The following is a 12791-nucleotide window of genomic DNA, read 5'->3' as shown; positions in this document are numbered from 1 at the left end:
ATGGGCGACATACTCGAATCGTTCCTGCGCGTGGCGATGGTGGTGTTCATCGTCGGTCCGCTCACTGCATGGGTCGCCCGTCGCGGCGCGCGCGAGCGCAGTGAGGCGACGGACAGCCTCGATCGCTTCACGGTGCGCATGCCCGCTGCCATTCGCACGATCATCGCCTGCTGCGCCGTCGCGTTCGAACTGCTCATGCTGGGTGTCTACGTCTGGCAGGGCGTCTCGTTGGGCGAGTGGGACCACGAACTTGTGTGGTTCGGTCACGCCATGGCGCTCGCGGGCATGGCCATCTGGGCCCTGCTGAGCATCCCGCGCATCGACGTGGACGGTGAGCGAATTCTCTCGCGTAACGCCTTCGGCATCCGCAAGGAGACGACGTTTGGCAACATCACCCGTGCAACGCTTCACACGCAGATGATGAGGATCGACCTGTTCGAGGGCGACCGGAAGTTCTGCTCGATAAGCCTCGAGGGGGTGTGCTCGCTCAACCTCCTCGCCCGTCTGGAGGAAGAGGGCATCGAGGTCTCGGACGCTGTTGACGGCCCGATGACCAAGGCGGGTCTGTGTTGGTCTGCCATCAAGCCGTTGACGATTGTTTTCAACGGTATGGCGCTCGTCTTCTCGCTCGTGATCGCCTTCATGGCTGTTTTCACCGACGCCGGTGCTCGTCTGCTCCTGCTCGTCCCATGCCTCTTCCTGTTCATAGGGGGACTCCTGCCTCTGCTCATGCTCAGCATGCCCGCCCGTGGTATCTACGAGATCGGCAGACAGGAGCGCGAACTCGGTTTCTCCTTCGCCGAGGAGATGGCGAGCCGAGGTGCCACGGGCACCTCGCTTGTCGACGACGATTGGTTCATCGAGATCAGCAACGCCCGCGTCGTGGCGTTCCGCCGCGATTATCTCAAGAAGGTCACGGCGCACGAGGATAGCGAGAGCGGCGACCGTTGCACGGTGACCACGAAAGGCGGTCGCAAAATCAAGGTGTACGCAGCGGGCAGCACGCTCGAGGACCTGCGCTCGTGGTTCAAACAGGGTGCCAAGGCCAGAAGCACGCTCGACCGTGCAGAGGACGTGCTCGAGACGACGTCTGATTGGGTTGTCTGACCTGTATCGTCTTTTCGGACACGCATGCTAGAGGCCCAATCCTTTAGAATGCATTCATCGACGACCGAGAGGACGGTATGCTATGTCCAACCCAGCCGCCAAGTACACCGACGAGTTCAGGCGCGAGACCGCCGACTACATCATCTCGACGGGCAGGCCGATAACGGAATGCTGCGCAGAACTGGGCCTGAATTCCAAGACCGTGAACAAGTGGGTGCAGAGCCGCCGGCGCGAGCTTGCCGGCGGGCCCGACCCCAAGGCCGAGGACCGCGAGCTTCGCGAGGCGAAAAGGCGCATACGCGAGCTCGAGATGGAGAACGCCTTCTTGAAAAAAGCCGCGGCCTTCTTCGCCAAAAGCCAGGCGTAGCCGCATGCTACCGGATGATGTTGGCGGAGAAGGCCGAATTCCCGGTGAAAATGATGGCCCGCGTGCTCGGCGTGAGCCGATCGGGCTTCTACTCGTGGCTCTCCAACGGCTGCCCGCGAGAAGACTGGTCGGCCGAGCGCGAGGCGGTCCGGCGCGTGTGGCTGGAGTCGGACCGCAGGTTCGGCTTCCGGTTCGTGAAATGCTTCCTGCCCGGCGAGTTCTCCGGATTGACCCTGTACAGGGTGCGCAAGCTGATGCGCGAGCTGGGAATACGCGGCTGCACGCCCAACGCCAGGAAGCGCACCACCATCCCCGACCCGAAGGCCAGGCCCCGGCCCGACCTGGTGCGCCGCGACTTCACCAGTCCCGTTCCAACCTGCAAGCTCGTGGGCGACATCACCTACCTGCGCACCGGCGAGGGATGGCTGTACCTGTCGACGGTCATCGACCTCAACACCCGCATGGTGGTGGGCTGGTCGCTCTCCGAGCGCATGACCGCCGACATCGTGGTTTCGGCGCTGGCGTCGGCCAAATCGCGCGGCTACGTGGCCGGCAACGCGATATTCCACGCCGACCGCGGCGCCCAGTACACCAGCAGGCTTCTGGCCGAATGGGCGCGCGACAACGACGTGCGGCTGTCCTGCAGCCGCGCCGGCAACTGCCACGACAACGCGGTGGCCGAGTCGTTCCTCGCCACGCTGAAGAACGAGATGTACTACAGGCGCAGCTTCCCGACCAGGGATTCCGCCAAGCACGCGGTGGTCGAGTTCATCGAGGCGTACTACAACCGCCGAAGGCCCCGCTCGACGATCGGCTACAAGGTGCCGGCCGAGGCCATGGCGGCCTTCTTCGAGAGAACCGAGCCCAAGCTCGAGGCCATGCCTATGGCCGCTTGATTTCTCGAGCATGCGTGTCCGAAATCTTGACACAGGTCAGAAGGCCTCGATGCCAGCGCTGCGCCGATATGGGGCAGCGGCCCCCCGTTGGCCGCCATGGCCCTGACTTCCGAGCGTATGCTGGCGCCGCTCGTCTTAAGACGTTGACCTCCATCCGGAGCCTGCGGTTCTCGCGCTCGGGCTCCAGGATCCGGTTCTACTCGGGCGTGCGGTTGTCGGCGGCGCGCGGCGAGCCGGTCTCGTTTATCGACTTGACCCGCCTCTCCACGGTGCTCTTGTCGAGGTCGCACTCGTCCATGGCCTCGCGCCTGGGCTTTCCGGCGTTGTGGAGATCGACTATCTTCCTCTTGAACTCGTCGGTGAAATGCCTCGGTCTGGGGCCGGTCGAGGCCGAGCCCCCGGTCCGGCTGGGGTAGCATGTCGCTGCGGACCATTGTCTTTCCTCTCGTTGAATATCTAGGCGCTGACGATTCTAGGCGATGGCCCTCTCTTGCTTCTTACACCTCGATTGTGCTCGCTACCCCCCAGCGGGCCCGGATCGAGCGATTCGGGCCCGCTTTTGGGGCCTGCCGGAAACCCGGTGGTCAAAAAGGGCCAAATATGAGTACTGTTACCAGTTTGGTGGCAGCCAAATGGCCTCAAAAATCGGTGCCAGAGGCCAAAAGTGCATCGATTTTCGTTCTTCAGAGTCGCGATCGGGCTCCAAACAAGGCGATTTTGCTGCTCTGGACCGGAAAATCGATGCTACTAATTTGGTGACAGTACTCATATTTGGCCCTTTTTGACCACTGCCCCTTGGTCCAGGACAAAACGGGCTGCCCGAATCATGGGGCGGGTCCATTTTCGGCTGTCCTCAGCTTGCCAGTTCGAAAATGGACCTGCCGCATGATTGAATCTTTATTTCAACTTTACACCTAGGTTTACAGCTGTCTTGTCAGCTGTAAACCTAGGTGTCATACTAAAGCCCCAAGATTCGCCAAAAGAGAGGGGCCTTGATGGCACAGAGCGCGAACATGGATGCGTCGGAGCTTGCACGCGATATCGCGGCCGGCCTAGCATCGGCAACGACGGCAACGGAGCGCGCGGCACTGGTGCCCGCAGAGCTCGTCGAGGCCATTCAGCAACTTAAAACCCAACGCGACGCGGTGATCCTGGCGCACTATTACGTGGCGCCCGAGGTTCAGGCTGTGGCCGATTACGTCGGCGACAGCTTCTACCTGGCAAAGCTTGCCAAGAGCCTGCCGCAGCAGACCATCGTGCTGTGCGGCGTGGAGTTTATGGGCGAGAGCGCCAAGCTGCTCAATCCCACCAAGACCGTGCTGCTGCCCGAGCCGGGCGCGGACTGTCCCATGGCGCACATGGTCAAGCGCGAGACGGTCGATGCGGCGCGCGCCGAGTACGGCGACGACATGGCCGTGGTCTGCTACGTCAACTCCACGGTCGAGATCAAGAGCTGGAGTGACGTGTGCGTTACCAGCTCAAACGCCGTCAAGATCGTCTCCGAGCTGCCGCAGCAGCACATCTTGTTCATTCCCGACCAGAACCTGGGCCGCTTCGTAGCCGAGCAGGTGCCCCAAAAGCACGTCATCCTCAACAACGGCTACTGCCCGCGCCATCACATCATCACCGTCGAGCAGATCGTTGACGCGACGGAGGCCCACCCCGACGCGCTCGTGCTGGCGCATCCTGAGTGCAAGGCTGACGTCCTGGCTGAGGCCGACTACATCGGCTCCACCGCCGGCATCATCAAGTATGCCGAGGAGTCCGACGCGAGCGAGTTCATTATCGTGACGGTCCGCGGTGTGCTCTACGAGCTCGAGCGCCGCTGCCAGGGCACCGGTAAGAAGTTCTACTTCCCCGCGGTGCAGCCCAACTGCGTCAACATGGATCTCATCACGCTCGAAAAGCTCGTGCGCTGCCTGGAGACGGGTGAGGGCGAGGTGCAGATCGGCGTGTCGGACGAGGCTGCCGACCAGGCCAAACTTACGCTCGACCGCATGCTCGAGTACGCAGCACGCTAGAACAATGTGGCATGAGGGACGGTTTCTTATGTCACATTCAAGGGAGAGGATTCCTGTGGAAACCAAGCAATACCCCGATATGGAGTGCGACGTCGTCATTGCCGGCTGCGGCGTAGCGGGCCTGTACGCGGCGCTCAACCTGCCGACGAGCACGCGCGTGATCATGCTCTCCAAGGGCGCGGTCGACGAGTGCGATTCGATGCTCGCGCAGGGCGGCATCTGCGTGCTGCCCGAGGGCTCGGACTACGATGCCTTCTTTGAGGACACCATGCACGCCGGCCATTACGAGAACCGCCGCGAGAGCGTCGACATCATGATCCGCTCGAGCCGCTCGGTCATCAACGACCTGCTAGCGATGGGCGTGGATTTTGAGCGCAAGGCCGATGGCGGCCTCGACTTTACCCGCGAGGGCGCGCACAGCCGTCCGCGCATTGCCTTCCATGCCGACATTACGGGCAAGGAGATTACGACCAAGCTGCTTCAGGCCGTCCGCAAGCTGGATAACGTGCAGATTCTCGAACACGTTGCCATGACCGACATCCTGACGGCAGAGCGCGATGGGGCCACGGTGTGCACTGGTGTCGTCGCTGTTGCCGTGGACGAGGACGATTCAGCTCGCCCCGCCGACGAGCTGGCAAATGCCGCTGAGGGCGTGCATGTCGGTAAGCCGTTTAAGATCCATGCCCGCCATACGCTGTGGGCGACGGGCGGCATCGGTGGCGTATACGACCATTCGACCAACTACCCGCAGCTCACGGGCGACGCCTGCTACATCGCGCAGGAGCACGGCATTAAGATGGAGCACCTGGACTACGTGCAGATCCATCCCACGGGCCTGTTCTCGCCGCAGCCAGGCCGTACGTTCCTGATCAGCGAGAGCTGCCGCGGTGAGGGCGCGATTCTGCTCAATGCCGCCGGCGAGCGTTTTACCGACGAGTTGCAGCCGCGCGACGTTGTCGCTGCCGCCATCCGCGAGCAGATGAAGCAGGACGGCACCGAGCACGAGTGGCTGAGCTTTGCCCCCGTCGAGCGCGACGTGGTGACTGGGCACTTTGCCAACATTCGCGCGCGCTGCCTTGAGGACGGTCGCGACATCTTGGACGAGCCCATCCCCGTTACGCCCACGCAGCACTACTTTATGGGCGGCGTATGGGTCGATAAGGACGGCCGCACTTCGATGCCCGAGCTCTACGCTGCGGGCGAGACGGCTTGCAACGGCGTTCACGGCAAGAATCGCCTTGCATCAAATAGTCTGCTCGAGGCGCTGGTCTGGGGTCGTCGCGCCGCGTGGTACATGCGCACCGGCGAGTCGCTGGCCGTGGAGCAGGCGGGCGAGCCCGCGCTCGATGGACGCCATCGCGCCCTGAGTTCCGATACCCTTGCAATCGATGATTTGGCCCGTGCCGCCGGCACGCAGGCCGCAGAGGAGTAGACCATGAATCCCATTACCATGAAGCTCGTCGTCGATGATCTGATTTTACAGGCTCTGCGCGAGGACATTACGTTTGAGGACGTGAGCACGGCGAGCGTGTGCCCCACGGCGCGTCCCGCCACGGTGGAGCTTATCGCCAAGGCCGACGGCATCATCGCCGGCTTGGATGTGTTTGCCCGTACCTTTGAGCTGCTGGATTCGCAGAGCTCGGTGCTGCTCGACGTTGCCGATGGCGAGGAGGTGCACGCCGGCGACCATGTGGGTCAGGTGCGGGGCGATGCGCGCGTGCTGCTTTCGGGTGAGCGCGTGGCGCTCAACTACCTGCAGCGCATGAGCGGCATCGCTACCTACACGCACAGCATGGCCGCGGCGCTCGAGGGAACCAAGACCGTGCTCGTCGACACGCGCAAGACCACGCCGGGCATGCGCGTCTTCGAGAAGGCCGCGGTCGAGATCGGCGGCGGCAGCAACCACCGTTACAACCTGTCGACGGCCGTCATGCTCAAGGACAACCACATCGACGCCGCCGGCGGCGTGATGCGTGCGATCGAGATGGCGCGCGCCCATGCATCGTTTACCACGACGGTCGAGATCGAGTGCGAGAACCTGGACATGGTGCGCGAGGCCGTGGAAGCCGGCGCCGACATCATCATGTTCGACAACATGACCCACGACGACATGGCTGCCGCGATTGAGCTTATCGATGGCCGCGCCAAGACCGAGTGCTCGGGCAACGTGGACGCCAGCAACATTCGAGCCCTGGCCGATCTGGGTGTCGACTATATTAGCTCGGGCGCCCTGACGCACTCTGCGCCGATCCTCGACCTCTCGCTTAAGCACCTGCGTCTGCTGGACGGTAAATAATGAACGCCCGCGAGCGTCGCCGTGCCATCATGGGCGTGCTCGAAGGAGCCAAGGAGCCCGTTTCGGGCAGCGCACTTGCCCGCGAGGTTGGCGTGAGCCGTCAGGTCGTGGTTCAGGATATTGCCCTGTTGCGTGCCGATGGGCACGATATCGTGGCGACCAACCGCGGCTACGTGCTGCAGGAAGCCGCGAGTAGCCCCGCCGTGCCCACGCGTCTTGTTAAGGTGCGCCACGGCGTGGAGCAGGCGGGCGACGAGCTTACGAGTATCGTCGACGCGGGTGGCGCCGTGCTCAACGTGATCGTCAACCATCGTGTGTACGGCAAGATCACGGCCGACCTGGACATCCGCAATCGTCGCGATGTTGAGCGCTACCTGCACGATATCGAGAGCGGCAAGAGCTTTCCACTACTAACGGTGACGAGCGGCTACCACTTCCATCGCATCGCGGCGGAGGACGAGCAGACCCTCGACGAGATCGAGGCCATACTCAAGGAGAAGGGCTACCTTGCCGATTTAATGCCCTACGAGGATGATTTGTCCTAACCCGATACTGTCTATATAAGTTGCGGTGAAATAGTTCCTACAATCGGCACCTAAGCAATGAGCCAGGAACTATTCCACCGCAACTGCCAAGGTAGCCCCGTCCCCAATTAGCTGCCTGTACAAACAAAAGGAGGCCTCCGCGGCGATGCGGAAGCCTCCTTTTTTGTGCACGGTGTACTTTTGAGTGTGCAAGTGGGGGAGTTGTTACTCCTCGACGATCTCGGTGATCGCGCCAGCGGGGCAAGCGTCCTGGCAAGCGCCACAGGCGACGCAGGAGTCCTCGTCGGCGACGGTAGCGACGTCCTGGAGCTCCAGAACGCCAGCGGGGCAGGAGTCGACGCAAACGCCACAAGCGATGCACTCGTCGGCATCAATTACGGGATGAGCCATGGTAGTTTCCTCTCTGTTGACCGACGCTACAGGCGATGCGCGCCGGTTTGATTCGGGCAAAAACATACCACGGGAGCGACCGTTTGCAATACCCTCTGGCCGGCATCTTCATACCGTTCGCCGAGTATGCCAAGGTTTACTAAAAAACGCGCAGGTGGGGCCGTTGAGCTGCGCAAATGTTAGCTATAGGTGACTTGTAATATTGACCTATTGAGCGCGCCTGCGGAAAGGGCATCCCGTTATTTGGCCGAAAACCGGGTCGCAGTTTCCGGTTGGGCCCGCTAGCGGAAACTGCGACCCGGTATCAGCTCTCAAAACGGGATACGGTTTCCGGTTGAGCCTTCAGACGGAAACTGCGACCCGGAATCTACGCTCAAACCGGGATGCGCTTGCCGCAAGACGGCCCCCAGGCACCCCCGGACGCAAACCTCAGCCATCTCTACATAGATCTCAATAGATTTGCCGAGAACTCATTCAGCGCATCTACCTGCGCATTTAAGAACCTAAACTCTCAACAATAAGAAATCTTATATGAATTGACTTAGATTTTGTATATTCCGGCCCATAAGGGGATACACTACATCCTGAAAGACAAGCCGAAGCGCCGCGCGACAGATCGTCGAGGCGGCGCGAACGCAAAAGAGAGAGGGAATTTCTAATGAGTAAGATTCTTGGTATCGACCTTGGTACTACTAACTCCGCAATGGCCGTCCTCGAGGGCGGTTCTCCGACCATTATCGTGAACGCCGAGGGCGACCGCACCACCCCGTCTGTCGTGGGCTTCCGTGCTGACGGCGACCGCGTCGTGGGTAAGGCCGCTAAGAACCAGGCGGTCACCAACCCCAAGAACACCGTGTTCTCCATCAAGCGCTTCATGGGCCGCAAGTACTCCGAGTGCACCTCCGAGATCAAGACCGTGCCGTATGAGGTCAAGGAGGGCCAGGGTGGCCGTGCCGTCGTCGATATCGAGGGCAAGGATTATACCGCCGAGCAGGTGAGCGCCATGACGCTCGCAAAGATGAAGGCCGACGCCGAGAAGTATCTGGGCGAGACCGTCACCGACGCCGTCATCACCGTCCCGGCCTACTTCAACGACGCCCAGCGTCAGGCCACCAAGGACGCCGGTAAGATCGCCGGCCTCAACGTCAAGCGTATCGTCAACGAGCCGACCGCTGCTGCTCTGGCCTATGGCCTGGACAAGCAGGGCACCGACCAGCGCATTCTGGTCTTCGACCTGGGCGGCGGCACCTTCGACGTCTCCATCCTCGACCTCGCTGACGGCGTGTTTGAGGTTCTGTCCACCTCGGGCGACAACCACCTGGGCGGCGACGACTGGGATCAGCGCGTCATCGACTGGATGGCCGATAAGTTCCAGCAGGAGAACGGTGTCGACCTGCGTCAGGACCCCATGGCCCTGCAGCGTCTGAAGGAGGCCGCCGAGAACGCCAAGAAGGAGCTCTCCGCAGCCCAGCAGTCCACCATCAACCTGCCGTTCATCACCATGAACCAGTCTGGCCCGCTGCACCTCAACTACACGCTGACCCGCGCCGAGTTCGAGAAGATCACCCGCGACCTGCTCGAGCGCTGCAAGCAGCCTGTCACCAACGCCCTGCGCGACGCCAAGCTTAAGCTCTCCGATCTGACCGAGGTCATCCTCGTCGGCGGCTCCACCCGTATGCCCGCCGTCCAGGATCTGGTCAAGACCATGACCGGCAAGCAGCCCAACATGTCCGTGAACCCCGACGAGGTCGTTGCCGACGGCGCTGCCGTCCAGGGCGGCGTGCTCACCGGCGACGTCGAGGGCATCCTGCTGCTCGACGTTACCCCGCTGTCGCTGGGCGTCGAGACCATGGGCGGCATCATGACCAAGATGATCGACCGCAACACCACGATCCCGACCTCCAAGACCGAGGTCTACTCTACCGCTGCCGACAACCAGACCAGCGTCGAGATCAACGTGCTCCAGGGCGAGCGCGAGCTTGCCCGCGATAACAAGTCGCTCGGTAAGTTCCAGCTGACCGGTATCCCGGCTGCCCGCCGCGGTGTGCCGCAGATCGAGGTCACCTTCGACATCGACGCCAACGGCATCGTCAAGGTCTCTGCTAAGGACAAGGGCACCGGCAAGGAGCAGCAGATCACCATTTCCGGCTCCACCGCGCTTTCCGACGACGAAGTCGATCGCATGGTCAAGGACGCCGAGGCTCATGCCGAGGAGGACAAGAAGCAGAAGGAAGAGGTCGAGGTCCGCAACCAGACCGACAGCCTGTGCTACTCCACCGAGCAGACCCTCAACGAGCTGGGCGACAAGGTTTCCGCCGATGTGAAGTCCAAGGCCGAGGCCGCTATCGCCGACGCCAAGAAGGCGCTCGAGGGCTCTGACGTCGAGGCCATCAAGGCCGCTGGCGAATCCCTGCAGTCCGTAGCCTACGAGCTGGCTCAGGTTGTCTACGCCGACGCTCAGCAGCAGACCGACGGCGCCGCCGGTGCCCAGCCTGCCGACGATGACGTTGTCGACGCCGACTACGAGGTTGTGGACGACGAGGACAAGTAATCATGTCCGCCCGTAAAGCTCGCACGGAGGCGGCCGCCGCTGGCGCCGCCCCCGTTGACTCTGAGGAGAAGGACGTGAAGATTCCCGTAGAGGCCGTCGACGATACCGAGGCCAACGAGGCCGAGGCCGCCGAGGCTGCCGAGAACCAGGTAGAGGATTCCAACAAGGAGGCGACGATGACCGAGGACGAGATGGTGGAAGCCGCTATCCGCGCCGGTGAGGAAGCCGCCGACAACGACTTTAAGCTCAAGTTCGAGCAGGCCCAAAAGGAGCTTGCCGACGTACGCAGCGAGCTCGATGCTGCGGCAGAGGCTCAGAAGGCCGCCGAGGACAAGGCAAAGGACGCCACCGAGCGTACCGCCCGTCTGCAGGCCGACTGGGAGAACTTCCGTCGCCGCACCGCCAGCGAGCGTATCGCCGAGCGCGAGCGCGCGACCGAGAAGCTTGTCACCGCGCTGTTGCCGGTGGTTGACGATATCGAGCGTGCAATCGACCATGCCCGTAGCCAGGAGCTTTCCGACGACTTTAAGCAGTTCGTCGATGGCGTTGATGCGGTGCATGCCAAGCTGCTCGATGTGTTTGCGCACGAGGGCGTTGAGCCCATCGACCCCAAGGGCGAGGCGTTCGATCCGCTCGAGCACCAGGCCGTGGGGCGTGTCGAGGACGCATCGCAGTACGACGAGACCGTCAACGACGTGTACCAGAAGGGCTACCGCATGGCGGACCGCATCCTGCGCTCCGCGATGGTGACGGTGACCTACGGTGGCGAGAAGCGCCCCGCACCGGAGCCCGAAGCGGCGCCCGAGGATGCTGCGGCCGATACGGCTGAGAGCACCGAGGAGTAATTGAGAAGGGCCCCGGGGCAACACCCGGGGCCCTTTCTGGCCTAGTGCCATATGACAGTATGAGCCGCCGCCCGTTGAGCGGTGGATGAAACAGGAGAGGAGCTACGATGGCTGCAGGCAAGACCTTCTATGACATCCTGGGCGTATCCAAGAGCGCCTCCGACAAAGAGATCAAGAGCGCGTTTCGCAAGCTCGCGCAAAAATACCACCCCGATGCCGGCGGCGACGAGGCCAAGTTCAAGGAGATTAGCGAGGCTTACGAGACGCTTTCGGACGAGAAGAAGCGCAAAGAGTACGACCAGATGCTCATGTTCGGCGGCATGCCGGGCGCGGGCGGCGCGTATGGCGGCGGCTACTGTGCCGGCGCGGGCGCCAGCGGCTGGGGCGATATCTTCGACAGCATCTTTAGCGGCAACGGCGCTTGGGGCAGCGATTGGGGCTCGGGCTTTGCCGGGGCTGCGGGTAATGCCGGTGCCGGTGCGGGTCGCAGCCGTGCTCGCAAGGGCGGCGACCTGTCGCTGACTGTCGACGTGACGGCCGAGGACGCGTTTCGCGGCGTGACGCACAAGGTCACCTATCGCATTCCCTCGACGGGCGAGCAGCAAACCATTACGGTCTCGGTTCCCGCAGGTGCGGTCGACGGCGGCAAACTACGCTACAAGCGTCGCGGCGAGTATGGCGTTGCGGGTGGCGAGCGCGGCGACCTGGTCGTGACCACGCATGTGGAGGAGCACCCGCTGTTTAAGCGCAAGGGTGCCGATGTGACCATGGAGGTACCGATCTCGGTTTACGAGGCGGCGCTCGGCTGCACGGTGGATGTGCCCACACCCGGCGGCGCGACGGTTCGTCTGAAGGTGCCGGCGGGCACCCAGACGGGCAAGAAGTTCCGCTTTAAGGAGATGGGCGCGCCCGATGTTAAGCACCGTGGCCGCACGGGCGCGCTGCTCGTCGAGATCAAGGTGCAGGTTCCCACGAACCTGTCCGACGATGAACGCGATGCCATGACCAAGCTGCGCGAGGCCGACACGCGCGACTATCGCGAGAAGGTCAATCGTTACAAGGCGACGTACTAGGGCGGTCGCGGCGCACGCCCACGCCCGCGGGCTTATGATGGACGATAACGAGACGGAAAGGGGTCAGGTAGCATGGCCGAGGACAATAGGAACAAACCGCTGTACATGATCAGCGTGGCGGCCGAGCTGACCGGCATGCACCCGCAGACTCTGCGCGTCTACGAGTCCAAGGGCTTGGTGAACCCCCAGCGCTCGGGCGGCAACACGCGTCTGTATTCGCGTGCCGATATCGAGCGCCTGGAGCTCATCAACCAGCTGACTGACGAGGGCATCAACCTTGCCGGCGTGGTGCGCATCCTCGATATGAAGGAGCGTGCCGAGGAGCGCGAGCGCGAGAACGAAAAGCTCCGCGCCCGCGTGCGCCAGCTCGAGGACGAGCTGCACGAGTATAAGATGCAGAAGAAGATCACCGCCCTGGCCCCGCGCGACGGCTCGGTCAACCCCGAGCAAGTCATGCGCAAACTGCTGGGCACGGGCGGCGACCTGTAGGCACTCATTGGGGACAGACTTAAATGAGTACCTGCAGAATGAGAGTGGATAATCTCCCGTTTTTTGCCTGTTTGCAGGCTCAAAGTGGGAGATTATCCACTCTCGTCATTTGAGCGTCTAAGTCTGCCTCCCCAGGACCTAACTCGTCCTCTGCTTTACTGAGATAAAGTGAACGCAGAGATTCGTAACCCACTCGCAACCGTTCTATGGC

Annotated in this window: 11 protein-coding genes and 1 pseudogene; 11 read left to right on the top strand and 1 reads right to left on the bottom strand. The window is 62.3% G+C overall.

All coding sequences use genetic code 11. The features are described from left to right. From DXC18_RS01830 to DXC18_RS01805, 7 genes and pseudogenes are all read left to right on the top strand, one after another. A complete protein-coding gene (locus tag DXC18_RS01830; RefSeq protein ID WP_233503821.1) occupies window positions 1–1107 on the top strand; it encodes a hypothetical protein in 1107 nt (368 codons plus the stop codon). Between the two features lie 82 nt (window positions 1108–1189). Beyond that, window positions 1190–1417 (top strand): annotated as a pseudogene (locus DXC18_RS10630) (transposase); the annotation flags it as partial. Continuing rightward, window positions 1318–2370, top strand: a complete 1053-nt coding sequence (locus DXC18_RS01825) for an IS3 family transposase (RefSeq protein WP_158551670.1) — start codon at window positions 1318–1320, stop codon at window positions 2368–2370. The pseudogene DXC18_RS10630 and the gene DXC18_RS01825, both read left to right, overlap by 100 nt. A gap of 995 nt (window positions 2371–3365) precedes the next feature. After that, complete coding sequence (gene nadA / locus DXC18_RS01815) at window positions 3366–4391, top strand: quinolinate synthase NadA (protein ID WP_117716166.1); 1026 nt, start codon at window positions 3366–3368, stop codon at window positions 4389–4391. Between the two features lie 28 nt (window positions 4392–4419). Continuing rightward, window positions 4420–5823 (top strand): FAD-binding protein, encoded by a 1404-nt coding sequence (locus DXC18_RS10535; RefSeq protein ID WP_199407991.1) that lies wholly within the window; start codon window positions 4420–4422, stop codon window positions 5821–5823. Between the two features lie 3 nt (window positions 5824–5826). Next, complete coding sequence (gene nadC, locus DXC18_RS10530; protein ID WP_117629675.1) at window positions 5827–6687, top strand: carboxylating nicotinate-nucleotide diphosphorylase; 861 nt, start codon at window positions 5827–5829, stop codon at window positions 6685–6687. Beyond that, entirely contained in the window at window positions 6687–7232 is a 546-nt protein-coding gene (locus DXC18_RS01805; protein ID WP_089573639.1) for a transcription repressor NadR, read from the top strand. The genes nadC and DXC18_RS01805 overlap by 1 nt, the downstream gene beginning before the upstream one ends. A gap of 204 nt (window positions 7233–7436) precedes the next feature. Here DXC18_RS01805 and DXC18_RS01800 read toward each other — a convergent pair whose 3' ends face one another. Further along, the gene (locus DXC18_RS01800) at window positions 7437–7622 is read right to left on the bottom strand and encodes a DUF362 domain-containing protein (RefSeq protein ID WP_006235216.1); all 186 of its coding nucleotides are present in this window, start codon (window positions 7620–7622) and stop codon (window positions 7437–7439) included. 658 nt (window positions 7623–8280) lie between these two features. Between DXC18_RS01800 and dnaK the strand changes: the two genes are divergently transcribed. The 4 genes from dnaK (at window position 8281) to DXC18_RS01780 (ending at window position 12580) form a co-directional block, all read left to right on the top strand. Then, entirely contained in the window at window positions 8281–10173 is a 1893-nt protein-coding gene (gene dnaK / locus DXC18_RS01795) for a molecular chaperone DnaK (protein ID WP_117564548.1), read from the top strand. 2 nt (window positions 10174–10175) lie between these two features. After that, window positions 10176–11018, top strand: coding sequence for a nucleotide exchange factor GrpE (locus DXC18_RS01790; protein ID WP_117583638.1), 843 nt, complete (start codon window positions 10176–10178; stop codon window positions 11016–11018). 107 nt (window positions 11019–11125) lie between these two features. Next, window positions 11126–12091: a DnaJ C-terminal domain-containing protein gene (locus DXC18_RS01785; RefSeq protein ID WP_117716165.1), complete on the top strand. Its 966-nt coding sequence runs from the start codon at window positions 11126–11128 to the stop codon at window positions 12089–12091. Window positions 12092–12163: 72 nt separating this feature from the next. After that, window positions 12164–12580, top strand: a complete 417-nt coding sequence (locus tag DXC18_RS01780) for a heat shock protein transcriptional repressor HspR (RefSeq protein WP_055250809.1) — start codon at window positions 12164–12166, stop codon at window positions 12578–12580. Window positions 12581–12791: the final 211 nt, after the last annotated feature.

The sequence above is a fragment of the Collinsella sp. OM08-14AT genome (assembly GCF_003438115.1).
In the GTDB taxonomy this organism is placed as follows: Bacteria; Actinomycetota; Coriobacteriia; order Coriobacteriales; family Coriobacteriaceae; genus Collinsella.
The sequence above is the reverse complement of the archived record's forward strand: the minus strand, read 5'-3'. Positions and strand labels throughout refer to the sequence as shown.